25 protein-coding genes are annotated in these 24,920 nt (G+C 63.4%); 17 read left to right on the top strand and 8 right to left on the bottom strand.

Annotated features, from left to right (window positions below):
• Window positions 1–3 precede the first annotated feature (3 nt).
• Window positions 4–594 carry a GNAT family protein gene (locus AAG799_RS09620; RefSeq protein ID WP_341895611.1) on the top strand — a complete coding sequence of 197 codons (591 nt, stop codon included), beginning with the start codon at window positions 4–6 and terminating at the stop codon, window positions 592–594.
• On the opposite strand, the gene AAG799_RS09615 is transcribed toward AAG799_RS09620, so the two are convergent.
• Window positions 591–1,175: a YqgE/AlgH family protein gene (locus AAG799_RS09615; RefSeq protein ID WP_341895610.1), complete on the bottom strand. Its 585-nt coding sequence runs from the start codon at window positions 1,173–1,175 to the stop codon at window positions 591–593. The two genes, AAG799_RS09620 and AAG799_RS09615, sit on opposite strands and share 4 nt — an antisense overlap.
• 185 nt (window positions 1,176–1,360) lie before the next feature.
• Here AAG799_RS09615 and AAG799_RS09610 point away from each other — a divergent pair, with 185 nt between their 5' ends.
• Window positions 1,361–2,086 (top strand): protein-disulfide reductase DsbD domain-containing protein, encoded by a 726-nt coding sequence (locus AAG799_RS09610; protein WP_341895609.1) that lies wholly within the window; start codon window positions 1,361–1,363, stop codon window positions 2,084–2,086.
• Between the two features lie 90 nt (window positions 2,087–2,176).
• Window positions 2,177–2,659: a peroxiredoxin gene (locus tag AAG799_RS09605; protein ID WP_341895608.1), complete on the top strand. Its 483-nt coding sequence runs from the start codon at window positions 2,177–2,179 to the stop codon at window positions 2,657–2,659.
• 33 nt (window positions 2,660–2,692) lie between these two features.
• Here AAG799_RS09605 and rnhA read toward each other — a convergent pair whose 3' ends face one another.
• The 3 genes from rnhA to ispH are packed head-to-tail and all read right to left on the bottom strand — an operon-like array spanning window position 2,693 to window position 5,150.
• Window positions 2,693–3,193 (bottom strand): ribonuclease HI, encoded by a 501-nt coding sequence (gene rnhA / locus AAG799_RS09600; protein ID WP_341895607.1) that lies wholly within the window; start codon window positions 3,191–3,193, stop codon window positions 2,693–2,695.
• The gene (locus tag AAG799_RS09595) at window positions 3,177–4,166 is read right to left on the bottom strand and encodes a homoserine kinase (protein ID WP_341895606.1); all 990 of its coding nucleotides are present in this window, start codon (window positions 4,164–4,166) and stop codon (window positions 3,177–3,179) included. Before AAG799_RS09595 ends, rnhA begins: the two co-directional genes overlap by 17 nt.
• A gap of 18 nt (window positions 4,167–4,184) precedes the next feature.
• Window positions 4,185–5,150 carry a 4-hydroxy-3-methylbut-2-enyl diphosphate reductase gene (gene ispH, locus AAG799_RS09590; protein WP_341895605.1) on the bottom strand — a complete coding sequence of 322 codons (966 nt, stop codon included), beginning with the start codon at window positions 5,148–5,150 and terminating at the stop codon, window positions 4,185–4,187.
• Between the two features lie 264 nt (window positions 5,151–5,414).
• Here ispH and AAG799_RS09585 point away from each other — a divergent pair, with 264 nt between their 5' ends.
• Genes AAG799_RS09585 through AAG799_RS09575 form a run of 3 tightly spaced genes read left to right on the top strand, consistent with a single transcriptional unit; the run spans window position 5,415 to window position 7,536 of the window.
• The gene (locus tag AAG799_RS09585; RefSeq protein WP_341895604.1) at window positions 5,415–5,963 is read left to right on the top strand and encodes a hypothetical protein; all 549 of its coding nucleotides are present in this window, start codon (window positions 5,415–5,417) and stop codon (window positions 5,961–5,963) included.
• Window positions 5,963–6,523 carry a 2OG-Fe(II) oxygenase gene (locus tag AAG799_RS09580; RefSeq protein WP_341895603.1) on the top strand — a complete coding sequence of 187 codons (561 nt, stop codon included), beginning with the start codon at window positions 5,963–5,965 and terminating at the stop codon, window positions 6,521–6,523. Before AAG799_RS09585 ends, AAG799_RS09580 begins: the two co-directional genes overlap by 1 nt.
• A gap of 8 nt (window positions 6,524–6,531) precedes the next feature.
• Complete coding sequence (locus AAG799_RS09575; protein ID WP_341895602.1) at window positions 6,532–7,536, top strand: putative sulfate exporter family transporter; 1,005 nt, start codon at window positions 6,532–6,534, stop codon at window positions 7,534–7,536.
• On the opposite strand, the gene AAG799_RS09570 is transcribed toward AAG799_RS09575, so the two are convergent.
• Window positions 7,519–7,860, bottom strand: a complete 342-nt coding sequence (locus AAG799_RS09570; protein ID WP_341895601.1) for a helix-turn-helix domain-containing protein — start codon at window positions 7,858–7,860, stop codon at window positions 7,519–7,521. The two genes, AAG799_RS09575 and AAG799_RS09570, sit on opposite strands and share 18 nt — an antisense overlap.
• A 77-nt stretch (window positions 7,861–7,937) precedes the next feature.
• On the opposite strand from AAG799_RS09570, the gene AAG799_RS09565 reads away from it, so the two are divergent.
• Window positions 7,938–8,468, top strand: a complete 531-nt coding sequence (locus tag AAG799_RS09565; protein WP_341895600.1) for a hypothetical protein — start codon at window positions 7,938–7,940, stop codon at window positions 8,466–8,468.
• 9 nt (window positions 8,469–8,477) lie between these two features.
• On the opposite strand, the gene ggt is transcribed toward AAG799_RS09565, so the two are convergent.
• From ggt to AAG799_RS09550, 3 genes are all read right to left on the bottom strand, one after another.
• Window positions 8,478–10,082 carry a gamma-glutamyltransferase gene (gene ggt, locus AAG799_RS09560; protein ID WP_341895599.1) on the bottom strand — a complete coding sequence of 535 codons (1,605 nt, stop codon included), beginning with the start codon at window positions 10,080–10,082 and terminating at the stop codon, window positions 8,478–8,480.
• A 74-nt stretch (window positions 10,083–10,156) separates the two neighbouring features.
• Window positions 10,157–12,499: a bifunctional salicylyl-CoA 5-hydroxylase/oxidoreductase gene (locus AAG799_RS09555; protein ID WP_341895598.1), complete on the bottom strand. Its 2,343-nt coding sequence runs from the start codon at window positions 12,497–12,499 to the stop codon at window positions 10,157–10,159.
• Between the two features lie 110 nt (window positions 12,500–12,609).
• Window positions 12,610–13,194, bottom strand: coding sequence for a hypothetical protein (locus AAG799_RS09550; protein WP_341895597.1), 585 nt, complete (start codon window positions 13,192–13,194; stop codon window positions 12,610–12,612).
• Window positions 13,195–13,382: 188 nt separating this feature from the next.
• On the opposite strand from AAG799_RS09550, the gene rpsT reads away from it, so the two are divergent.
• The 10 genes from rpsT to AAG799_RS09500 all read left to right on the top strand — a co-directional run bounded on the left by rpsT (window position 13,383) and on the right by AAG799_RS09500 (window position 24,746).
• Window positions 13,383–13,646: a 30S ribosomal protein S20 gene (gene rpsT, locus AAG799_RS09545; RefSeq protein WP_341895596.1), complete on the top strand. Its 264-nt coding sequence runs from the start codon at window positions 13,383–13,385 to the stop codon at window positions 13,644–13,646.
• Window positions 13,647–14,103: 457 nt separating this feature from the next.
• Entirely contained in the window at window positions 14,104–14,532 is a 429-nt protein-coding gene (locus AAG799_RS09540; RefSeq protein ID WP_341895595.1) for a rhodanese-like domain-containing protein, read from the top strand.
• A gap of 47 nt (window positions 14,533–14,579) precedes the next feature.
• On the top strand, window positions 14,580–16,064 hold the full coding sequence (dnaA, locus tag AAG799_RS09535; RefSeq protein WP_341895594.1) for a chromosomal replication initiator protein DnaA: 1,485 nt from the start codon (window positions 14,580–14,582) through the stop codon (window positions 16,062–16,064).
• A 191-nt stretch (window positions 16,065–16,255) separates the two neighbouring features.
• Complete coding sequence (gene dnaN, locus AAG799_RS09530) at window positions 16,256–17,374, top strand: DNA polymerase III subunit beta (RefSeq protein ID WP_341895593.1); 1,119 nt, start codon at window positions 16,256–16,258, stop codon at window positions 17,372–17,374.
• 1 nt (window position 17,375) lies between these two features.
• Window positions 17,376–18,575, top strand: a complete 1,200-nt coding sequence (gene recF / locus AAG799_RS09525; protein WP_341895592.1) for a DNA replication/repair protein RecF — start codon at window positions 17,376–17,378, stop codon at window positions 18,573–18,575.
• A gap of 23 nt (window positions 18,576–18,598) precedes the next feature.
• The gene (gyrB, locus tag AAG799_RS09520) at window positions 18,599–21,028 is read left to right on the top strand and encodes a DNA topoisomerase (ATP-hydrolyzing) subunit B (protein WP_341895591.1); all 2,430 of its coding nucleotides are present in this window, start codon (window positions 18,599–18,601) and stop codon (window positions 21,026–21,028) included.
• Between the two features lie 48 nt (window positions 21,029–21,076).
• On the top strand, window positions 21,077–22,048 hold the full coding sequence (locus AAG799_RS09515) for a LysR substrate-binding domain-containing protein (protein ID WP_341895590.1): 972 nt from the start codon (window positions 21,077–21,079) through the stop codon (window positions 22,046–22,048).
• 141 nt (window positions 22,049–22,189) lie between these two features.
• Complete coding sequence (locus AAG799_RS09510; RefSeq protein ID WP_341895589.1) at window positions 22,190–23,161, top strand: tripartite tricarboxylate transporter substrate binding protein; 972 nt, start codon at window positions 22,190–22,192, stop codon at window positions 23,159–23,161.
• An 83-nt stretch (window positions 23,162–23,244) separates the two neighbouring features.
• Window positions 23,245–24,114 carry a fumarate hydratase gene (locus AAG799_RS09505; RefSeq protein ID WP_341895588.1) on the top strand — a complete coding sequence of 290 codons (870 nt, stop codon included), beginning with the start codon at window positions 23,245–23,247 and terminating at the stop codon, window positions 24,112–24,114.
• A complete protein-coding gene (locus AAG799_RS09500; RefSeq protein WP_341895587.1) occupies window positions 24,111–24,746 on the top strand; it encodes a fumarate hydratase C-terminal domain-containing protein in 636 nt (211 codons plus the stop codon). The genes AAG799_RS09505 and AAG799_RS09500 overlap by 4 nt, the downstream gene beginning before the upstream one ends.
• Window positions 24,747–24,920 lie beyond the last annotated feature (174 nt).

Below are 24,920 nucleotides of genomic sequence, written 5' to 3'. Positions count from 1 at the left end.
AGCATGCTGTTCGGCCGCTTCCTTCCTCCCGTTGCGCCCATCCTTCATGGCGAAAAGCTTTATCTTCGCGCGCCTGATCTCAACAATTATGAAGCCTGGGCGACCCTGCGCGCGATCAGCCGCGAGCATCTGCAGCCCTGGGAGCCAAGCTGGGCGGAAGATTCGCTGACCCGTGAAGGCTATCGCCGCCGGCTCGCCTGGTTCGAACGCCTGCGCCGCCAGGAACACGGCGAAGCCTATTTCATCCATCTGCGCCGCAATGACGCGCTGCTCGGCGGCATCACGCTGTCGAATATCCGGCGCGGTGCCTCGCAATGCGGCGAACTGGGTTACTGGATCGGCAAGCCCTATGCCGGCCAGGGGCATATGACGGCTGCGCTCGCCGTCATGCTGGGGCATTGCTTCGAGGTGCTGAAGCTGCATCGCGTCGAGGCGGCCTGCCTGCCGGAAAACACGCCGAGCCGGCAACTGCTGGACCGTGCCGGTTTCCGCAGCGAAGGTGTCTTACGCGAATATCTGAAAATCGACGGGGTCTGGCGCGATCACCAGCTTTATGCCCGTCTGGCCAGCGATCCGGTATCGGTCAGCGCCTAGGCGTGGCCGGAAACGCTCGACAGTTTGGCCACATCAATGCCGATCTTGCGCACGGCGCGATCCCACAGGCTGTCGAGATGCGAGTGGAACACCAGCTCGAAATCCGCCGGCACGGCCAGCCAGGCATTCTCCTGAATTTCGGTGTCGAGCTGACCGGCGCTCCAGCCGGCATAGCCCAGTGCAAACAGGCTGTGCTGCGGGCCGGTGCCGGTGGCGATGGCGCGCAATACATCCAGCGTCGCGGTGAGACCGATGCCAATGGACTCGTCGATCTTGACGCTACCCTGCCGCATGTAGTCGGTCGAATGCAGCACGAAGCCACGGCCGGTTTCCACCGGGCCGCCGAGCCGCACAACAATGTCGTTCTCGGCGGTGGATTCAATGCCGAGCTGGGTCAGCAGATTGGGGAAGGTGAGGCCGGGATAGGGCTTGTTGATGACGAGACCCATCGCGCCTTCGGCATTGTGCGAACACATATAGATGACCGTGCGCGAAAACCGCGGGTCGCCCATGCTGGGCATGGCAATCAGCAGCTGCCGTTCAAGATAGCCGGATATCGCCTTGTCGCTGGTGTCGGTCATCGCCACACTCCGGTTTCACCCGAATGTTACTCCACCCGGTCGGCTTGTCCATACGGCCGGGCCCAGACAAGCCTTGCAATTGGCAGGCCAAAAGCCAGAGTCGGGGCATGAGACAGGCCCTTCGCCGCCCCGCCCCGCTGGCCGGCATTTTTATGGCTGTAATTCTGATGATTTGCCCCCTGAGCATGGCTTGGGCGCAGGGGCTGCAGCTGCCGCACGTGCCGATCAAACTTGCCCTGATTCAAGGCAGCGGCGATGAGGCCGGCTTGCACATTCAGCTTGGCTCGGGCTGGAAATTCTATTGGCGGACTCCGGGCGAGGGCGGGGTACCGGCGCAGTTTGACTGGGCCGGGTCGCGCAATGTCGCGCGAGTCGATGTGGCCTGGCCGGCGCCGCGGCGCATCCCGCTCGGCAAATCGGATATCTATGGCTATGCCGATGAAGTGGTGCTGCCGCTGCGTGTCGAGCGCCAGCAGGGGGACAAGGGTTATGGTCTCAGCCTCACGATGGAATATGGCGTCTGCAAGGATATCTGCATCCTGCGCAACGACCGGCTGATGCTGACCAGTCGTGACAATCCCGCGACCAGTGATCTGGTACAGCTGGCGAAGTGGCGTGCCAAGGTGCCGCAACCGGCGGCGCAGGCCGGTGTGCAACTGGTATCGCACCGCCTGAAGCCCGACCGCCTGATTGTGATCCTGCAGAGCCAGATACCCTTGCAGCAGCCGGACCTGTTTGTGGAAGGCAGCCCGGACAGCTGGTTCGGCCGGCCCGAGACCACCCTGGGCGCCGATGGCCGCGAGGTGCGGTTCGACCTGACGGCGACATATCCGCCCGGCAAGGCGGGCCAGCCGTTGCGGCTCACCCTGGTCGATCCGGCCCTGAAAGCGGAGCTGGTGCTGCCGCCATGACCCTTGTGTCATACAGCAGAGCGGATCATTTTAGCCCCGCCGTATCCGCGGCTTTGTAACGGCCAAGATCCAAACCAAGACGAGGAAACCATGACCATCAAGGTTGGCGACCGCATTCCCGATGCCACACTGTATGTGATGTCCGATCAGGGCCCGCAGGCCGTGAAAGCGGCAGAGTTTTTCAAGGGCAAGAAGGTTGCCCTGTTCGCCCTGCCGGGCGCTTTCACCCCGACCTGCTCGGCCAAGCATCTGCCCGGCTTCATCGAGAAGTTCGACGACCTGAAGAAGAAGGGTGTCGAGACCATTGCCTGCCTGTCGGTCAATGACGCTTTCGTGATGGGCAACTGGGGCAAGGCCCAGAATGTCGGCGACAAGGTGGTGATGCTGGCCGACGGTTCGGGCGAGCTGACCAAGGCGATCGGCATGGAATTCGACCTCACCGCCCGCGGCATGGGCGTGCGCTCACAGCGTTACTCGATGCTGGTCGATGACGGCGTGGTCAAGCAGCTCAACCTGGAAAAGCCCGGCGCCTTCGAGGTTTCGGACGCCAATACCCTGCTCGGCCAGATCTAAGCCGCAGCAACGCGATGCAAAGCCGGTCCGGGTTTACCGGGCCGGCTTTTTCTTTTTCGGCCTGATAGTATCGCCGGCGATTTCGGTGGCGGCATTGCGCGCCAGCACGTCGACGCGCTCATTCTCGACATGGCCGTCATGGCCGCGCACCCAGTTCCAGCTTACCGTATGCGGTGCCACGGCCAGTTCGAAGCGCTGCCAGAGATCGACATTCTTCACCGGCTTGCGGTCGGCGGTTTTCCAGCCGCGCGCCTTCCAGGAGCGCAGCCAGCCGGTGGCACCGTCGATGACATAGCGGCTGTCGGAATACACTGCGACATTGCACGGCTTTTTCAGGGCTTCGAGGGCCATGATCACTGCCAGCAGTTCCATGCGGTTGTTGGTGGTCTGCGGATCGCCACCGCTCAGCTCTTTCTCGGTCTCGCCATAGCGCAGCAGGGCGGCCCAGCCGCCGGGGCCGGGATTGCCGAGGCAGGCGCCATCGGTGAAGACTTCAACGCTCAGCAGGTCGGGCATCTCAGCGTTCGATGCCATAGGCCGATGCACCCAGGACCTGACGGTGGAATTTCAGCTTCTGCCAGTATTCCAGCGGATCCTTGGGCTTCACCATCGCGCCGGGCACCTGGTTGAGCCAGTCATACAGCCGGGTCAGCAGGAAGCGCAGGGCCGAGCCGCGGGCGAACAGCGGCAGGGTATGCACCTCGCCGTCGGTCAGAGGCCGCACCGACTGATAGCCGGCCAGCAGCGCGCGCGCCTTGGTCACGTTGAAGGCGCCATCGGCCTCGAAGCACCAGGCATTCAGGCAGATCGCTAGGTCATAGGCGAAATAGTCGTTGCAGGCGAAATAGAAGTCGATCAGCCCGCTGAACTGCTCATCCAGGAAGAAGACATTGTCGGGGAACAGATCGGCATGGATGACGCCATGCGGCAGCGGCCGGTCGCCGGCGCGGCCCGGCGTATCGGGCCAGGCGGCTTTCAGGCCATCGTATTCGCGCACGATCTCACGGGCGAGACCCGGCAGCACGCTGTCGGCCCGGGCCTCGCAATCGCTCACCAGCTTGGCCCAGCCATCCACGCTCAGCGCATTGATGCGCTGCATCGGGAAATCGCGGCCGGCCAGATGCAGTCGTGCGGTGGCGGCGCCGAGTTGCTGGCAATGGCGGGCATTGGGTTTGCGCGGCCACACGCCTTTCAGGAAGCTGATGATGGCGCAGGGGCGGCCGGCCACCTCGTTCAGGGTGTTGCCGTCGCGGTCATGCAGCGCGGTCGGGCAGGCCAGGCCCTTGTCGGCCAGATGGTTCATCAGGCCGAGGAAATAGGGCAGGTCGCCGCGGTTCACCCGGCGCTCATACAGCGTGAGGATATAGGTGCCGGTTTCGGTCACCAGCAGATAGTTGGAATTCTCCACGCCCTCGGCGATGCCTTTGCAGGACACGGCGCGGCCGATCTGATAGCGGGCCAGCAGCGCGGCCAGCTGGTCGTCGTCGATTTCGGTGTAGACGGCCATGGGAATCAGTCCGAAGGGTCAGGCGGCAGAGGCGTCGAGGGCAACCGGCAGCTTGAACTGCACGGACTCGGTGGCGGTTTCGATTTCGCGCACGGTGACGCTATAGCGTTCGCGGAACGCGGCGATCACTTCCTCGACCAGCAGCTCTGGCGCGCTGGCGCCGGCGGTGATGCCGACGGATTTCACGCCGTCCAGCGCCGCCCAGTCAATATCGGCAGCACGCTGCACTAGCTGTGCGATCTGGCAGCCTTCGCGTTTGGCCACTTCAACCAGGCGCAGGGAGTTGGACGAATTCGGTGCGCCGATCACCAGCACGGCGTCGCTGTGGGCGGCAATCGCCTTCACTGCCACCTGGCGGTTGGTGGTGGCGTAGCAGATGTCTTCCTTCTTCGGCCCCTCGATCTGGGCGAAGCGCTGCTTCAGGGCCGCGATGATATGCGCGGTGTCATCGACCGAAAGCGTCGTCTGGGTGATATAGGCCAACGGCTCATTGTCGCGCGCGAGTTGCAGGCCGGCGACATCGGCCACCGTCTCGATCAGTACCACGGCGCCGGGCGGCAGCTGGCCCATGGTGCCGATCACCTCGGGATGGCCGGCATGGCCGATCAGTACGATGCGACGGCCTTCGCGGTGATGCCGCTCGGCCTCGCGATGCACCTTGCTGACCAGCGGGCAGGTGGCGTCCAGGTAGGACAGTTTGCGGGCCTCGGCATCGGCAGGCACCGATTTGGGCACGCCATGGGCGGAAAACACCACATGGGCCCCGGCCGGTACTTCATCCAGTTCATCGACGAAGATGGCGCCCTTGGCGGCCAGGCTGTCGACCACGAAACGATTATGCACGATCTCGTGCCGCACATAGACCGGCGCGCCGAATCGCTCCAGCGCGCGCTCGACGATCTGGATGGCGCGGTCGACGCCGGCGCAGAAGCCGCGCGGGGCAGCCAGCACCAGGGCTATCGAAGGACGGTCGGCGGGGTTCATCGGACGGGTGTCTCTTTGGGCGTCTGGTGTGATGCGGGCGTCAGGGGCAATGGGGTCAGGCTGCAGAATCAGTCATTTCGGATCAACGGGTTGCAGGCCTGTCGCTTGTCTCGGCCAAGCCCCTCTTCTATACAGAATGGGGCCCGGAAAACTGCCGGGCAAGCTAATACACTCGCCGTGCGAAGGAAAGGCCGCCATGACCGAACCGGTGCCGCTCCGCTCGCCCAGTTGCCCTCGATCCACCGCACCGGTAAGCGTTCTGCCATGATCAGCCTGCGCCTCTCCCGTTTTCCGTTTCTCACCGTGTTGGCCGTCGTCCTGCTGGCCGGCATCCTGTCGGCCTGCGGCGGCAACAAGCGCAATACGCCGCCCTGCCCGCGAGTCGGCATTCTGGGCGACGCGCAGAAGGCGACCCAGTATCGCGACGGTCCCGGCCGCGATCTCACCGACGTGACCTTCCAGACCGAGCTGCTGGACTACAACGGCACCTGCAAGTTCCAGGACAAGCAGGCCACCGTGGTGATCAGCTTCATCCTGCAGATCGGTGCAGCCCGCGGCCCGGCCGCGACCGGCACCGAGGCGCTGGTGCCGTACTTCGTCGCCCTGGTCGATACCCAGCAGAATGTGATCTCGCGCGAGCGCTTTGTGGCCCGCGTCCCGTTCAAGGATGCGCAGCGCCGCGTCGTGGTCGGCGACGAGTTCGAGCAGGTGCTGCCACTGAATGGCCGCCGCACCACCGAATTTGAAATCCTGGTCGGTCTCGAATTGCCGGCTGACCAGCTGGACCGGGTGCGCCAGCAGCGCGGCTTCTGATGCGCCGTCTGCCGCTGTTCGGCTTCCTCGGTCCGGTGCTGACCGGGGAAGAATGCGACCGTGCCATCGCCCTGACGGAAGCCGCAGCCCTGCGCCCCGGCACCATCGATGGCACCGTGACGACCGATGCGGCCCAGCGCAATTCCTCGATCACCTTTATCCCGCGCGGCGGCGATGCGGCCTGGCTGTATGACAAGATGATCGCCACGGCTTTGCAGGCCAACCGTGATTTCTGGAATTTCCAGCTCGATGGCGCCGAGCAGATCCAGATCGCCCGCTACGAGGTGGGCCAGCATTACATCGGCCATGTCGATATCGGCATCGAGGAGCCGTATTCCCTGCGCAAGCTGAGCGTGGTGGCGCAACTGACCGACCCGAACGAATACGAGGGCGGTGAGCTGGTGTTCCACAAGAGCAGCGAGAGCCTGGTGGCGGCACCGCGTGAACGCGGCGAGGTGATCGTGTTTCCCAGCTATGCGCTGCACCAGGTCAAGCCGGTCACCCGGGGGCGGCGGTATTCGCTGGCCCACTGGATCATCGGTCGCGAACCGTTTCGCTGAGACAGGCCGTGCCAGCATCCATTGCCATCATGGAGCGTCTGCGCAGCCTGCTGCCGGGCCTGACCGTTGCCGGCACCGTGGCGCTGGCGGTCGGCTTCATTTCCGAGCATTACGGCGGACCGCCGTTCCTGCTCGCGCTGCTGCTCGGCATGGCCTTCAATTTCCTCAGTGCCGATGCGCGCGTGCGCCCCGGCATCGATCTCTCGGCCCGCACCATCCTGCGGCTCGGCGTGGCATTGCTCGGCATCCGCATCACGGTGGACCGCATTGCCGATCTCGGCCCCGTGCCGGTGCTGCTGGCCGTCTGCGGCGTGGCAGTGGCGATCGGCAGCGGCCTGCTGCTGGCCCGGCTGGCCGGCCGCAGCCGCGAGGAAGGCCTGCTTTCGGGCGGTGCCGTCGGCATCTGTGGTGCTTCTGCTGCGATGGCGATATCGGCGGCGCTGCCGCGTTCGCCGCAGGCCGAACGGCTGACGCTGCTCACTGTCATCGGTGTCACCGCGCTGTCCACCGTGGCGATGATCGTCTATCCGCTGCTGGCCAAGACGCTCGGCCTCGACGAGACTGCATCAGGCGTTTTGTTCGGTGCCACCATCCATGACGTGGCGCAGGTGCTTGGCGCCGGCCTCACGGTGTCGCCGCAGGCCGGTGATGTCGCCACCTTCGTCAAGCTGGTGCGCGTCGCCTGCCTTCTGCCGGTGGTGATCGGCATCGGCCTCGTCTATCGCACCCGGCATACCGCCGCCAACACGCAGACCCAGCCGCTGTTACCGCATTTCCTGATCGGCTTCATCGCACTGGTCATCCTGGGCAGCGTGGTGCAGCTGCCGGCCATGCTGGTGGGTGCGGTGTCGGAGATCTCGCGCTGGTGCCTGCTGGTGGCGATTGCCGCCCTCGGCGTGAAGACCTCGTTTGCCGAACTGTTCGCGCTGGGCTGGAAACCGCTGCTGCTGATCCTGGCCGAGACCGTGATCCTGCTCGGCTTCGTGCTGGTCGGGCTAGTGTTCTTCCTCTGAGGCCCAGGTTTCGGCCCAGTCCTGCAGCGCCAGAAGGGTGGGCAGCAGGCGGCGGGCGGTGGCGCTCAAGCCATAGCCCTGGCCGGGGTCATGGCTGACCAGCCGGGCGGCGCGCAGCTCCTTCAGGCGCTGCTGCAGCACCGTGGGCGAAATTGCGTCACAGGCGCCCTGCAGGGCCCGGAAGGTCAGCGGCGCGTCCCGCAGCTCCCACAGGATACGCAGGCTCCAGCGCCGCCCCAGCAGGTCCAGAATGGCCATGATCGGCCGTCCGGTGGTCGAACCGCGGACCGGGCGATGGGGCAGGGGTGGCTCCGGGCTGGCCATGCAGGCTCCTTGCGCTATGAATTCAGTAGCGGTATCGTATGCTACAAATTCAGTAGCATAAAAGGAGCCGCCCTGCCATGCCCCGCCTCGCACCGCTTGCCAAACCCTATCCGCCCGAGGCCGCCGCCGAACTGGCGCAGATGCCGGCCGATATCGGCCTGTTCCGCACGGTGGCGCATAACCCGCGCGTGCTGTCGCGCTGGCGCGGCGGCGGGCTGCTGGACAGGGGCTCGATCACGCTGCGCCAGCGCGAGCTGCTGATCCTGCGCACCACGGCCCGGCTGAAGGCGGAATATGAATGGGGCGTGCATGTCGGCTTTTTCGGCGCCAAGGCGAAATTCAGCGAAGCGGAGATCGTCGCCACCGTGCATGGCGATGCCTCGGACTGGAACGCGGAGGAAGCCGTGCTGGTCGAAATGGCCGATGCGCTGGTCGACAGCGGCACGGTGGATGACGCGCTGTGGCAGCAAGCCGCCGCGCATTACAAAGCCGACCAGCTGATCGAGATCATCGCGCTGGTCGGCTTTTATCATCTGGTGTCGTTCACGGTGAACGCCACCGGCGTGGCGCTGGAACCGGGTGCGCCACGTTTTCCAGCGGCTCAGTAGGCGCCAATCTTAGTAAGCGAGTGCGCAGCCGTCCTTGCGCGGGTCGGAGCCGGCCTGCAGTACACCATTGGCGCGGTCGATCAGGATAGCCTGGCCGCCGCCATGGGGCATCTCGGCCCGCTTGATCTCATGACCCAGACTGGCCAGCCCCTGCAGCACATCCTCGCGGATGCCGCGTTCGGCCTCGAACTTGCCGGCGACATGGAAACCGCGCGCGCAGTCGATGGCTTCCTGCACATTCATGCCGAAGTCGACCATGTTGGTCAGCACATGGCTCTGGCCGACCGGCTGGAAGCCGCCACCCATCACGCCGAATGACAGCCAGGGTTGGCCATCCTTCAGCGCCATGGCCGGGATAATGGTATGCAGCGGCCGCTTCCACGGCTCGACGCAGTTCAGATGGCCGGGCTGCACCTTGAAGCCACAGCCGCGGTTCTGCAGCAGCACGCCGGTTTTCGGGCTGGTGAGTGCCGAACCGTAAGGCCAGAACAGCGAGTTGATGAAGGAGCAGGCATTGCCCTCGGCATCCACCACGCTCAGATAGACCGTATCGCGATAGGCTTGGCCGCCCACGGGACCCGGGGCCGTCATCGCCTTTTTCAGGTCGATGCGGCCGCGCAGCTCGTCGGCAAAGCCCGGCGACAGCAGTTTCTCGACCGGCACATCGGCAAAGGCCGGATCGGCCACGTAAAGGTCGCGGGCCTGGAAGGCCAGCCGCGTGGCTTCGGCCTCGATATGGAACCGCTCGACGCCGACCGGGTCGTATTTGCCCAGGTCGAAGCCGCCCAGGATGTTCAGCATCAACAGGGTGATGATGCCGACGCCGTTGGGCGGGATCTCCAGAATCTCGACATCCTTGTAGCGTGTGGCGATCGGGTCGACCCAGAAGGCTTCCTGGGTGGCGAAGTCTTCCAGGCTATGGGTGGCGCCGAGGCCATTCAGATATTTGACGATGTCTTCGGCCACCCAGCCGGTATAGAAGCCGTCGCGGCCCTTGTCGGCGATCTCGCGCAGCACCCTGGCATGCTCGGGCTCGCGGAAGACCTCGCCGGCCCTGGGCGGGCGGCCATCCTTCAGCCACATGCGGGCGGTGTTGGCATCGGCCTTCAGCTTGGCCTCGTTGCGGCCCCAGTCGGTGGCGACGCGCTCGGTGATCGGAAAGCCTTCTTCGGCAAAGCGGATTGCCGGCTGCAGCAGTTCGCCGAGCGGCAGCTTGCCGAACCGCTTGTTCAGCTTGCTCCAGCTGTCGACCGCGCCGGGTATAGTGACCGCATGCGGCGAGGTGAGCGGAATCTCCTTGATATCCTGCTTCAGCAGCAGATCGGCCGTCAGGCCCTTGGGTGCGCGGCCGGAGCCGTTCAGGCCATAGACCTTGCCGCCCTTGCGCGTATCGGTGCCGGCCGGCGCATAGAGCACGAAATTGTCGCCGCCGATGCCGGTCGAGCCGGGCTCGACCACGCCCTGCACGGCGCAGGCGGCAATCGCCGCATCGGTGGCATTGCCGCCGCGCTTGAGGATGTCGAGCGCGGTGATGGTGGCGAGGCTGTGCGAGGTGGCGGCAGCGCCGTGGCGGCCCATGGCCACCGAACGGCCGGGCAGATGCAGGTCACGCATGGCTGATCGGAACTCCGGAGAAGGCTGAAAGCGAAAGCCTACACCAGACTATTCAGCATGCGACAGGGCTTGTCTCAGACTTCGTCTCTTCTCGCGCGCTGCTTTGCGAAAGAATCTGCCGCCTGGGCCTCTTCCCGTTCGCGCATGCGCAATTGGTACAATTGGTCCCGCCCGGCCTCGTATTGTTTGGGCCAGGAAATGCCGCGCCAGTCGTAATCGGCGGCGGCATGCAGCGTGAAGTAGGGATCGGCCAGATGCGGACGGGCCAGCGCGCAGAGATCGGCGCGGCCCGAGGCCACGATGGTATTGACCTGATCGGCCGTGGTGATGGCGCCGACGGCGATGGTGGCGATGCCGGCTTCCTGGCGGATCGCATCGGCGAATGGCGTCTGGAACATGCGGCCGTATTGCGGTTTGGCTTCGGTGGTGGTCTGGCCGGCCGAGACATCGACCAAGTCGCAGCCATGTGCCTTCAGCAGTTTTGCGATCGCGATGGAGTCATCGATGCTGAGGCCGCGTTCGGGCACCCAGTCCACGGCCGAGAGCCGCACCGACATCGGCCGGTCGGCCGGCCAGGCCGCGCGCATGGCGTCGAAGACTTCCAGCGGGAAGCGCAGGCGGTTTTCCAGGCTGCCGCCATATTCGTCGCTACGCTGGTTGGTCAGCGGCGAAATGAAGGTCGAGAGCAGGTAGCCATGGGCGAAATGCAGTTCGATCATGTCGAAGCCGGCTGCGATGGCGAGCTTCGTGGAATTCACGAAATCGTCGCGCACCGCATTCATGTCGGCGCGGGTCATTTCGCGCGGCACTTGGTTCTGCGGCTGATAGGGCAGGGCAGACGGCGCGATGATCGGCCATTCCCGATCCTTGGGCAGCGGCTCGTCATAGCCGCCGGCCCAGGGCAGCGTGGTGGCCCCCTTGCGGCCGGCATGGCCAAGCTGGACGGCGATCTTGGCCGTGCTGTTGCCATGCACGAAATCGGTGATCCGGCGCCAGGCCTTCGCCTGCGCCTCGTTCCACAGGCCGGTGCAGCCGGTGGTGATGCGGGCATCGGCGGAAATATCGGTCATCTCGGTGATGATCAGGCCGGCGCCGCCAATGGCGCGGCTGCCCAGATGCACCAGGGTCCAGTCGTTGGGCGTACCATCCTCAACCGAATACTGGCACATGGGCGAGACCACCACGCGGTTGGCCACCGTCATGTTGCGCAGGCGGAAGGGCGTGAACATCGGCGGCGGCGGATTGCCGGCCTTCGCCAGCATGGCGCCCTGTTCCTTGGCGGTCTTTTCGGCGAACCAGCGGTCGATCTGGCCGATGAAGGCCGGGTCGCGCAGGCGCAGGTTCTCATAGGTGATACGCTTGGAGCGCGACAGCAGGCTGAGCGCCAGCTGGATCGGCTCGAAGTCGCGGTAGCGGTCGGTATGCTCGAACCATTCCAGCGACACCTGGGCGGCATGCTGCAGGATCGAAACTTCCGTCTGCCGGGCGTCTTCGAAAGCCTTCAGGGCGGCCTGCACGGTGGGGTGGCCGGCATTCAGCGCTCGGTTGAGCGCAATCGCATCTTCCATCGCCAGCTTGGTGCCCGAGCCGATCGAGAAATGCGCGGTGTGCACGGCATCGCCGATCAGCACGACATTGTCATGCACCCAGCGTTCGCATTTGATCGTCGGGAAGGTGCGCCAGATCGAGCGGTTGGTGAGCAGCTTGTGCCCTTTGAGATGCTTGGCGAACAGCGTCTCGCAATAGGCGATGGTATCGGCTTCGGTGGCCTGATCGAGGCCGGCGCGCTTCCAGGTTTCTTCGGTGGTCTCGACAATGAAGGTCGAAAGGCCATCTTCGAAACGATAGGCATGTACCTGGAACAGGCCATGCTGGTTGGCCTCGAAGATGAAGGTGAAGGTGTCGAGCGGCAGGCTGGTGCCGAGCCAGACGAACTTGTTCCGGCGCCAGTCCATGCTTGGCCTGAAGGTCTGTTTCCAGGTCTCGCGTACCAGGCTGTTGATGCCGTCGGCACCCACCAGCAGGTCGCAATCGCGACGCAGGCTTTCGAAGTCCTGCTGCTCGCTGTGGAATTTGAGCACGACGCCTTCGGCAGTGCAGCGGGCCTGCAGGATCTGCAGCAGTTTCTTGCGCGCCAGACCGCAGAAGCCGTGACCACCGGAGCGGATCGTCTCGCCGCTGGCGACCACATCGATCTCCTGCCAGTAGGCGAAATTGTCGCGGATCGCCTGGGCGGTCTCGGCATCTTCAGCCAGGAACTGGTTCAGCGTCTCGTCAGAGAAGACAACGCCGAACCCGAAGGTGTCGTCGGGCTGATTGCGTTCGTAAACAGTAATCTGATGTCCGGCATCTGCCTTTTTCATCAGCAGCGCCAGATACAGGCCGGCCGGACCGGCCCCGACAATCGATACACGCATGGCTATCCCCGTCTCTGCGGCCAAGATCCGGCCTGCCAATATATTTTATATTTAAAATAATTTCCGGCAAGCGGCACTTTTCATTGCAGGGCTGCCGCGATGTCGCAGGTTCAGCGGGCGCGGGATGCGGTCAGACCGAAGGCTGCGAGGGCGAAACCGAAGCAGATGCGCGACAGGCTCGCCGGTGCTATCGGCACGACACCGAGATAGCGATAGCGTGCCAGTTCCGCGAGTGCGGCCGCCAGTACACCGATCAGCAGCCAGCGGGCCGGCACCGGACGATGTCGCAGGCCGATCAGCACAGCCAGAAGCAGAATCCCGAGCAGGATCAGCGGCAGGGGCAGGCCGCCAATCGGCAGTCGATCCGCGGCCACGGCGATGGCGATGGCGATGCCAATGCCGGTGAACAGGATGAGGCGTTTGGAGCCTGGCGGGATGATCAGGCTGAAGACGGCACCCAGCGCGAGGCCGACAAAACCAATGCCGGCGGCAAGGTAGCGTAAATCCGCCTCCAGGCCGGCCAGGCCCGACCAGCCGATCAGGGCGGCCAGTTCCGCAGCGGCCACAGCCACATGCAGCACGGCGCCGATGCCCCAGAAGAGCGCGGCGGGGATCGGACTGCGGGCCACCAGAAACAGGCAGAAGGCACCGCCAAGCAGATAAACCGTTTGGGCGATCAAGGCGATGTCGGGCATGTCCGCACTATGCCGATCGGCCTGAGTCGCCGCAAGTCGGCGCCAAGACACGGCATGGGCAGTGAAAAATGCCAAAACTCCGCTTGGAATGCCTCTCTTGGCAGGGTTGACGCCTGCCGGGGGCGGGGCTATAACCCCGGCCTCGATTTGGCCGCAAGGCAATCTACAACTATCGGAAATCGCAAGCTATGGCTCAGCATAAGTCCGCGGAGAAGCGCGCCCGCCAGACCAAGAAGCGCACGGCCGTCAATCGCGCCCGTCGCACCAAGGTCCGCACGGCGGTGAAGTCCCTCGAAGCCGCAATCGCCAGCGGCGACAAGGCTGCCGCAACGGCCGCCCTGAAGAAGGCGCAGCCCGCTCTCGACAAGAGCGTGGGCAAGGCCGTGGTGAAAAAGCGTACCGCCTCGCGCAAGCTGTCGCGTCTGAACGCCCGCGTCAAAGCTATGGCTTGATTCCCTGGCCGCGCCTGCGCGGCCGAGGTCAGCTAAAGACGACATAAACATCGCCCGTCTGTTTTTGCAGCGGGCGATGTTTTTTTATGCGACTGCGAAGGTAAGCATCGCACGTCTGCCGTGTTCACAGACGTTTTATCGGTGAGGGGATTAGTCCGTGCGCTATGCGCCCATGGCGCAAATCGCACCAGCAAGTTCTAATTCTGCAACAGGGAAAATTTTTTTCGGGGAGTCTTCATCTGTCCGCTTGCGTGGCCTGTGTGATTTCCCTTTAATGCCCCGGCTGCCGCTTGTTGAAGAGCTTTCGAGGCCGCCTTGTGAAGCGCGAAAAAAGAACGCTTCCGTTTGGTAGAAGGCCTTTGTGAAGACCGCTCTGGACCACCGGTTGCACGCGTGACGAAAATATAGATTTTGAAACAAGAACGTGGCGCGAGGTTCGGGGATGTTGGCTTCGGTAATGGCGGGGGATGAAGACTATGCTGGCGATATCTCGACGACCGAAGCCTGGAACCAGCTGGCGACCGATCCCGACGCGCTGCTGATCGACGTTCGTACCCAACCTGAATGGAGCTTCGTCGGTTCGCCGGATCTCGGCAAACTCGGCAAGCGCCCCTTATTCGTATCGTGGCAAGTGTATCCTGAGATGAGTGTGAACCCTCGTTTTGCTGACGAACTGCGCGGTCAGGGCATCAAACCCGGCCAGGCGCTGTATTTCATCTGCCGGTCGGGGGCCCGCTCGCGTGCCGCCGCCAAGGCGATGACGGCCGCTGGCATGGGGCCCTGCTATAATGTCGCTGGCGGCTTCGAGGGCGATCTCGATGCCGAAAAGCATCGTGGACGATTGAGCGGCTGGAAGTCTGCCGGTCTCGCCTGGATTCAGAGCTGAGGTCGGATATGGTCAAGTCGTCGCAACCGCAGCCGCACTCTGTCTCCATGTCCGAATTGTCGGACAATCAGCATCCGTCTATCCCGGGTGAACCCCTGGATGTGCAGTGGCAGCGCGTCCGCGCCCGTCTGCGCGTATCGTTTGGCGATGCCGCCTTCAACTCCTGGCTCAAGCCGCTGGCGCTGGCCGACGAGGGCCTGGCCAAAGATGGCGATGTTCACCTGGCCGTGCCGACCCGCTTCATGCGTGACTGGGTCGCCAATCATTACAGCGAACGCCTGCGTGAAATCTGGCGGCTGGAAAATGCCGATGTCCGCCGGGTCATCATCCATGTCCGCCCGACCGGCGCCACCCAGCCGCCGCAGGCCAGCAAGGTCATGGCTGCTGCCGCCCCGTCGACCGATCATGGCGCGCCGTCGCCGCTGACCGGCCGCCCGGTCTCGATCAATGCGGCGCCGTCCCGTCCTGCCCTGCAGGTGCGCGACATGGACGATGTCGAGCGCGAGCTTTCCGCGCCGCTCGATCCGCGCTTCACCTTCGACAGCTTCATCACCGGCAAGTCCAACGAGCTGGCGCGCGCTGCCGCGCTGCGCGTCGCCGAAAGCCCGACGGTGACCTACAACCCGCTGTTCCTCTATGGTGGCGTCGGTCTGGGCAAGACCCATCTGATGCATGCGATCGGCTGGCATATCCGCCAGCGCTTCCCCGAGCGCCGGGTGGTTTATCTCTCGGCCGAGAAGTTCATGTACCAGTTCATCCGTGCCCTGCGTTTCAAGGACACGATGGCCTTCAAGGAGCAGTTCCGCTCGGTCGACGTGCTGATGATCGACGACATCCAGTTCATCGCCGGCAAGGAAAGCACCCAGGAAGAGTTCTTCCACACCTTCAACGCGCTGTGCGACCAGAACCGCCAGATCATCGTCTCGGGCGACCGTTCGCCGTCGGATCTGGAAGGCATCGAGGAGCGCATGCGCTCGCGCCTGGGCTGGGGTCTGGTGGCCGATATTCACCCCACCGATTTCGAGCTGCGCCTGTCGATCCTGCAGGCCAAGGCCGAGAAGAACGGCCTGACCAACATTCCGCAGGATGTGCTGGAATTCCTCGCCCGCCGCATCACGTCGAATGTGCGCGAGCTGGAAGGCGCCCTGAACCGCATCTCGGCCTATGCCAGCCTGGTCGGCAAGCCGGTGACTGTCACCTCGGCCCAGGAAGTGTTGCAGGATCTGCTACGCGCCAACGACCGCAAGGTGACGATCGAGGAAATCCAGAAGCGCGTGGCCGAGCATTACTCGATCCGCTTCGCCGACATGCATTCGCCGCGCCGGGCGCGCGCCGTGGCGCGTCCGCGCCAGGTTGCGATGTATCTCGCCAAGCAGCTGACCTCGCGGTCCTTGCCGGAAATCGGCCGCAAATTCGGCGGCCGCGACCACACCACGGTGATGCATGCCGTGCGTAAGATCGAGGAGCTGCGCGAGATCGATGCCGCCTTCGCGGAAGACATCGATTTGCTGCGCCGCAAACTGGAAAGTTGAGTTTTAAAAAAAACTCAATAAAATCATATAGTTAAAATGTAGAAGGGCTTGCCGCAAGGCAAGCCCTTCGCACATGCAAAAACGACCCCGGACAGGGGCAAATCCCTCGCGTACAAAAGGGGGCTTTGATATACTTAACAGACTCGGCAGCTCCTGCCGCAAACCAACAAAAACATGACCGGTTTCCAACCATGAAACTCACCATCGAGCGTGCCGTTCTGCTGACCGCCCTGAGCCATGTCCAGAGCGTGGTGGAGCGTCGCAACACGATCCCGATCCTGTCGAACGTGCTGCTGGAAGCCGATGGCGACAAGCTGGCATTGACCGCCACCGACCTTGATATCGCGGTGGTCGAAAAGCTGCCGGCCAAGGTATCGAAGCCCGGCGCCACCACCGTGGCCGCGCATACCTTCTACGACATCGTGCGCAAGCTGCCCGAGGGCGCCGAGGTCGAGCTGACCTTCACCGCGGCCGAACAGCGCCTCGATCTGCGCGCCGGCCGCTCCAGCTTCAAGCTGAGTTGCCTGCCGAAGGAAGATTTCCCGGTGATGGCCGCCGGCGAGCTGCCGCACAGCTTCACGCTGCCGGCCGACCAGCTGCGCCGCCTGATCGACAAGACGCGCTTTGCCATCTCGACCGAAGAGACGCGCTACTATCTCAACGGCATCTACTTGCACGCAGCCTCCAGCGCCGGCGTGCCGATGCTGCGCGCAGTGGCCACCGACGGCCATCGTCTGGCCCGCGTCGAATCTCCGCTGCCGGCCGGTGCTGCCGGCATGCCGGGCGTCATCGTGCCGCGCAAGACCGTAGGCGAGCTGCGCAAGCTGCTGGAAGGCGGTTCGAACGAGGCCCGCATCGAACTGAGCGACACCAAGATCCGCTTCGCCATCGGCGATCTGGTGCTGGTGTCGAAGCTGATCGACGGCGCCTTCCCCGAATACGAGCGCGTGATTCCGCGCGACAATGACAAGGTGATGGAAGTCGACAGCAAGGCCTTTGCCGCCGCCGTCGACCGCGTCGCCACCATCTCGACCGAGAAGAGCCGTGCGGTGAAGATGTCGCTGAAGCCCGAAGGCATCGAGCTGTCGGCGACCAGTCCCGACCAGGGCTCGGCGTCCGAACAGCTGACCGCGTCCTACAGCTCGGCGCCGATCGAGGTGGGCTACAATTCGCGCTACCTGCTCGACATTGCCGGGCAGATCGAAGGCGAGAATGCCCGCTTCCTGCTGGCTGATGCACTGGCTCCCACCGTTGTGCGCGACCCGAGCGACGACGGTGCGCTCTATGTGCTGATGCCGATGCGAGTCTGAGTTGCTGCGCAGCGCGGCGCGGGTTGCGGAACAGTCGTATGAGGGCACGACAGCAGGCGGCACCGCCGTCCTGTCACTCAATTTGCGCGACTTCCGCAATTACGCCGAGCTGCATCTGCGCCTGACGGGCGGGCCGGTGGTACTGACCGGGCCAAATGGGGCAGGCAAGACCAATATCCTTGAGGCGCTGTCCTTCCTCAGCCCCGGCCGCGGCCTGCGTCGCGCGAAGCTTTCCGATGTCAGCCGCAGCGGTTGCGGCAGCGCGGGTTGGGTGGCGCAAGCGGAACTCGCCAGCATGGTGGGCCCGGTGGCCATCGGCACCGGCCTGGCCGAAGGCGGCGAAGACGATGGGTCTGAGCGTCGCGTCGTGCGTATCAATGGCGAGGCGGCGCCCAGCGCCAACGGGCTGGTCGAGTATCTGGATGTGGTGTGGCTGACGCCGCAGATGGACCGTCTGTTCGTCGAGGGGCTGTCCACGCGGCGCCGTTTCATGGACCGGCTGGTCTATGGCCTGGATGGCGGTCATGCCCGCCAGGTGGCGGCCTATGAGAAGGCGATGCGGGAACGCAATCGCCTGTTGAAGTTCGGTGGTGCCGACCCGGCCTGGCTGGCGGCGCTGGAAAGCCAGATGGCCGAGCATGGCGTGGCCGTGGCGGCGGCGCGGCGCGATGGCCTGGCCCGCATCGAGGCCGGCATGGCGCTGGCCACCGGCCCGTTTCCGCGGGCAAGGCTGGCGGCGCAGGGACCGGTCGAGACCTGGCTGGCCGATATGCCGGCGCTGGCGGCGGAAGAGAAACTGCGGGCCCTGCTCGCCGACCGGCGCGGCATTGACCGTGACGCCGGTGCGGCCACTGAAGGTCCGCATCGCAGCGACATGGCGGTGTGGCATGCCGACAAGGACCAGCCGGCCGCGCAATGTTCGACCGGCGAGCAGAAGGCGCTGCTGATTGCGATTACGCTGGCGAATGCGCGCCTGATCCGCGCCCGCCGCGCCATGGCGCCGCTGATGCTGCTGGACGAGGTGTCGGCACATCTGGATGGCCGCCGCCGCGCGGCCTTGTATGAGGAACTGCTCGCCATCGGCGGGCAGGTCTGGTTGACCGGTACGGACGAAGACCTGTTCGAAGGCCTGTCCGGCCGGGCGGAATTTTTCACGGTGACCGACGGCGTGGTAACGCCGCGGGCCACCGTATCATGCTGATTGGCAGTTGAGGTTACAGGACGATGAGCGACGCAGTGAATCCGCAGGGCAATGAAGGCAACGGCGAGAATTACGATTCCTCCGCCATCAAGGTGCTGAAGGGCCTGGATGCGGTGCGCAAGCGCCCGGGCATGTATATCGGCGACACCGATGACGGCACCGGCCTGCATCACATGGTTTACGAAGTGGTCGACAACGCCATCGACGAGGCGCTGGCCGGCTATTGCGACGAGGCCTATGTCGGCCTCAATCCCGATGGTTCGGTGACGGTGCGCGACAATGGCCGCGGCATTCCGGTCGATATCCATCCTGAGGAAGGCGTGTCGGCCGCCGAGGTCATCATGACCCAGCTGCATGCCGGCGGTAAGTTCGACCAGAATTCCTACAAGGTGTCAGGCGGCCTGCACGGTGTCGGCGTCTCGGTGGTGAATGCGCTGTCGGTGACGCTCGACCTGCGCATCTGGCGTGGCGGCAAGGCCTATCACATGCGGTTTGCCCATGGCGAGCCAGTGGCGCCGCTGGCCGAGGTCGGCCCGGCCGATGGCAAGCGCGGCACGGAAGTCACCTTCCTGCCCTCGACGGACACCTTCACCAAGACCGAATTCGATTTCGCCACGCTGGAACATCGCCTGCGCGAGCTGGCCTTCCTCAACAACGGCGTGAAGATCGTGCTGGAAGACATGCGCGGCGTCGAACCCAAGCGCGTGGAACTGCGCTACGAGGGCGGCGTCGAGGCTTTCGTCGCCTATCTCGACCGCAACAAGACGCCGCTGCACAAGCCGCCGATCGCCATCCGTGGCGAGCGCGAGGGCATCAGCATCGAAGTGGCGCTGGAATGGAACGACGGCTATCACGAAACGATGCTGTGTTTCACTAACAACATCCCGCAGCGCGATGGCGGCACGCATCTGGCGGGCTTCCGCGGCGCGCTGACCCGCTGTATCAACAACTACGCCACCGAAACCGGCGTGCTGAAGAAGGAAAAGGTCTCGATCACCGGCGAAGATTCGCGCGAGGGCCTGACCTGCGTGCTGTCGGTGAAGGTTCCGGACCCGAAATTCTCGTCGCAGACCAAGGACAAGCTGGTGTCGTCGGAAGTGCGGCCGGTGGTGGAAAGCATGGTCACCGACCTGCTGGCCAACTGGCTGGAAGAGCATCCATCCGATGCGCGCCAGATCATCGGCAAGGTGGTGGAAGCCGCCGCGGCCCGCGAGGCCGCCCGCAAGGCGCGTGAACTGACCCGGCGCAAGGGCGCGCTGGATATCTCCTCGCTGCCCGGCAAGCTGGCGGATTGCCAGGAGCGCGATCCGGCCAAGGCAGAACTCTTCCTCGTCGAGGGTGACTCGGCGGGCGGCTCGGCCAAGCAGGGACGCAACCGCGCCAACCAGGCGGTGCTGCCGCTGCGCGGCAAGATTCTCAATGTCGAACGCGCGCGCTTTGACAAGATGCTGTCGTCGCAGGAAATCGGTACGCTGATTACGGCGCTGGGCACCGGCATCGGCCATGACGATTTCGATGTGGCCAAGCTGCGCTACCACAAGATCATCATCATGACCGACGCGGATGTGGATGGCGCGCATATCCGCACCCTGCTGCTCACCTTCTTCTTCCGCCAGATGAAGCCGCTGATCGATGCCGGCCATCTCTATATCGCCCAGCCGCCGCTCTACAAGATCAAGCGCGGCCAGTCGGAGCGCTATCTGAAGGATGAGGCGGCGCTGGAAGACTTCCTGATCAGCGAAGGCATGGAAGGCGCCGTGCTGCAGCTGCATGACGGCAGCCAGCGCGCCGGCGACGATCTCAAGATTCTGCTCGACCATGCGCGCGTTGCCCGCTCGCTGCTGACTGCGATCGGCAAGCGCTACAATCCGTGGATTGTCGAACAGGCGGCCATCCTGGGCATGCTGCAGGCCGATATCGTCACCGACCCGGCCAAGGCGGAGGCACTTGCCAACCGCCTGAACCAGATGACGCCGGACCTGGAGCGCGGCTGGGTGGCCGAAGCTGTGGGCGATGGCACGCTGATGGTGAAGCGCGCACTCCGCGGCTATACCGAAAGCTATGTGCTGGACGGCCAGCTGTTCCGCTCGGCCGAGGCACGCAAGCTGAACGAGATGGCCGGCGAGTTGCAGGCGACCTACATGCAGGCGGCCGAGCTGCGCCGCAAGGATGAGAAACATCCGCTGCGCGGGCCGATCGACCTGCTCGAGCGCGTGCAGGCCACCGGCAAGCGCGGCATCACCATGCAGCGCTACAAGGGCCTGGGCGAGATGAACCCCGAGCAGTTGTGGGAAACCACGCTGGATACCGAGGCGCGCAGTCTGCTGCAGGTCAAGATCGACCATGCCGAGGATGCCGACAACGTGTTCGAGACCCTGATGGGGGATGTCGTCGAGCCACGACGCGATTTCATTCAGGGCAATGCCCTGAATGTGGTGAATCTGGATATCTGAGTGCATGTGTGAGGCAATTGCCATATCTGTGGACGAGCTTTCCCCAGGATGGCACAGGAACTAGCTGACATCGAACTTGCCCAGCTCCGGCTGTTCGCCGAGGTGGCCGACCTTGGCAGCCTGACCAAAGCCGCGGTCATGCTGGATACGGCGCAGCCTGCCATCAGTCGCCAGATATCGGCTCTGGAACAGCAGTGTGGCGGTCGACTGTTCCACCGCACCGGCCGCGGCGTGGCGCTGACAGAGCTAGGTCAGCGCATTCTGCCCAGGGCTAAAGCCCTGCTACTTGAAGCCAGGCAGCTGCAGGAGGACATCCGAGCGAATGCCACAGTACCAGCTGGCGAAGTCTGTATCGGTATCCTGCCGTCTCTGTCTTTACCCCTGATTGAGCGGCTCTATACCGCGACGCGCGAGCGCTATCCGGGAATCCATTTACGGGTTCTCGAAGGGTCTACAGGTCAGGTCGACGAGTGGCTGGTCAGCGGACGTATCGATATCGCGCTGCTCTACCGCTATGGCAACGCCACGGCTAAGAATGAAACCCCGCTGGCGTCCGTCGATACCTATCTCGTGGGCCCGCCAAAGGGCATTCTGAACCGGGCCACCACCGTTCCATTCGAAAAACTGCATAAGCTGCCCCTGATTTTACCCGGTGCGCCAAATGCGCTGCGGGTTCTCCTCGACCAGCTCGCAAAGAAGAAGGGCATCACGCTGACGGTCGCAATCGAAGCCGACTCGATCCCGCTGCAGAAGCAGCTTTCGGCTAGTTCCGGCTGTTACACGCTGCTACCTGTCCATGCGGTTGCGGCTGAAGTCGATGCCGGCCGCCTGCAGGCGGTTCAGCTCGTGAGCCCGGGCATTGTCCGCACAATCGCCCTGGGTACCACGACGCAACGACCATTGACTGCGGCATGCCATGAAATGACCAGGCTCATTCAAAGCACTGTCAACGACATCGCAGACCACGGTATCTGGAGAGCTTTGCGCACTACGAAAGCGTCCCGGGCAACGAAGAGTTAGAGGGACGGCTGGTTATAACAAAAAACGCATATCTGATTTGAGTGCTCCCCATCTAGGAGCATACCAATTTGCCTGCGTAAGATGCCTCCAAATCAAGGAGGGTGCTCCAAGCAGGGCCCTTCCAATCATGAGGAGGAAACCATGTTCAGGCATATTCTGCGCTCGCTCTCGGTGGCGGCGCTGTCGCTTTCCGCTATCTCTGCACCCGCTCTGGCCCAGGCTTGGCCCAACAGGCCAATCCAAATCATCGTCCCGTTCCCGGCCGGCGGGCCCGTGGACATTCTGGCGCGCGTCCTCGCCCCGAAGATCAGCGAAAAGGTCGGACAGCCGGTCGTCATCGAGAATCGCGGTGGCGGTGGCGGGACCATCGGCATTCAGGCTGCTGTCACTGCACAGCCTGACGGTTACACCTTTGGGTTTGGAACTCACGGCGCGCTCGCGGCTCTGCCCCATATCATGAAGGTAGCCTACACCCTTGATGATATTCAGTTCCTGACCGTGGTCGCCCGTGTGCCGCAGGTTCTTGCAGTAAGCAAAGAATCCGGCATCAACAGCTTCCAGGATCTGCTGCGGATGGCCAAGCAGTCGCCTGGCAAGCTGAACTATGGCTCGGCTGGGAAAGCAACCACGACACATCTGGGTGGCGAACTCATCAAACAGGAAACCGGCATCGATATCGTCCACGTGCCGTATCGTGGCGCGGCGCCCGCGGTCATTGGTCTGATGAGCAATGACGTTCAGATCTTCCCGGCAGATCTATCCGCGGTCCTGGAATTCGTCAAATCCGGCAAAATCAATGCGATTGCCATCAATGGCCCGAAGCGGGCCGACCAGTTGCCCAATGTTCCGACCACCACCGAGCTTGGCTTTCCCAATATCAACGTCGAAACAATCTACGGGCTAATCGCCAATAAAAGCGTGCCGAGCGATATTGCGAACAAGTTCCGCGAGGCTACGGTTGCCGCAATGAACGATCCTGCGACCAAGCAGCAGATTGCCAACCAGGGTGCGACGGCATCGGCCAGCACAGGCGATGAATACCGCCAGATCATGCAGGCAGAATTCAAGAAGTGGGGTGAAGTCATCAAGAAGGGTGGCATCACGCTCGACTAGTCAGTGAGCGTTCGCGGCCGCGGGTACTCCCCGCGCGCCGTGGGTGCCTGGTCGGGCTCCCGCAGAGTATCGAGGGACTGCGTATGGCAATTACCTACGAGATTGTGAAGGCTGTCTCTGCCGACCTGTATGGCAGCAGCCTCAAGAAAATCCCCGAGGACACCAAGGCAGCCCTCCGCCAGGCGCGTTCTAGCGAGTCCGACGACAATGCCCGCGCCACGATCGATACCATGCTGAGAAGTGCCGATGCGGCCGAACAGACAATGCAGTTCGTCTGCTCAGATTCCGGTGTGCCGGAATACCTGGTTCGGATTGGGACCGAGGCTCAGCTCTCGGGAAATATTAAGCAGGCTTTCGTCGATGGCTTTGCTTACCTTGTCGAGATGATTGAGCCGCCTTTGCTGATGCATGTCCAGAACCCGCTGACCCGTGAGCGCGGCTATGCAGGCAAAGATATGCCGCTCGTCAGCTACGACCTGATAGATGGCGCGGACTACATTGAGATTATTTGCTCGCCGAAGGCACTCGGCTCTGGCCGCTGGGCTGCCATGGAAATATTCACGTCACCGCCATTGGACGTCATCGAGAAGTATATCCTCGAATGTGTTCTCAAAGCTGGATCTCAGGCCTGCCCGCCTGTCGTCATCGGCGTCGGTATCGGCGGGAGCTTTGACTACTGCGCCAAGCTTGCAAAGCAGGCGACCTTGCGCGAGCTGGGAAAGCGGAATCCTGAACCCGCTGTCGCGGCCATGGAAGAGCGGCTTCTGAAGGCAGTGAACAAGACCGGCTTCGGCCCCATGGGTACCGGCGGAGATTCCACCGCTTTTGCGGTGCACGTCGAGTATGCGGCTGGGCACGGCTTCACGCCGGTCGCTGTGTCCTTCAATTGCTGGATTAATCGCAAGGCAGGCGCACGGATATACAACGACGGCCGAATCGAGCGCTTCGAATGACGCACGTCAGCCACCTCCAGCTGCCACTAGATGAGGCGACAGTCCGCAATCTCTCAGTGGGAGACCTCGTCACCCTGACCGGAGACATTATCGTCACGGCAGGTCTGCCGACTCACGAACGCATCCTGGAATACCTGGATCGCGGGCAAGATCTTCCCATGGACCTCAGAGGCGCGACACTTCTCCACCTGGGCAGCTATAGCCGGGATACGGGCGACACTCTCGAAATCCTCTATATGAATCCGACGACCAGCACGCGATTTAATCCCTTTATGCCGAGGTTCATCCGGGAGTTTGGTCTACGCGTTGTAGGTGGGAAAGGTGGTTTGGACGCGGCTTCGACCGAGGCGATGCAACAAACCGGATGCATCTATCTTTCGTTCCTAGGGGGCGGTGCGGCGCTTCATACCACCGCAATCAAGCGCGTCGTTGACGTGGCATGGCCGGATTTCATTGCACATTTCCGGTTGACCAAATTGGAAGTTGAGAAGCTGGGCCCCCTGACCGTGGCGATCGATGCCCATGGAAACAGTGCCTATGACCGTCTGCGCAATAACGCTGAAGCGCTTTTTCCAGAAATTCTAAAAGAACTTGAGGCCGACCGGATTCGCGCGTCCACCACAAATTCCTGAGATGGAAATTCCATGTGCACCATAGCTATCGTCAATTCTCCGGCAGGTCTCTCATGATGACACTTCACTGGTCGCCGCGATCACCTTTCGTCCGAAAGGTCATGATTGCCGCCCATGAGCTTGGACTGGTCGACCGTCTGGAACTCCGGCGAACCGTCGTGCAAATGAGCTCGC

The sequence above is a fragment of the Ferrovibrio terrae genome (assembly GCF_943371255.1).
Lineage (GTDB): Bacteria > Pseudomonadota > Alphaproteobacteria > Ferrovibrionales > Ferrovibrionaceae > Ferrovibrio > Ferrovibrio terrae_B.
This window is presented reverse-complemented; position numbering and strand designations above follow the sequence as displayed.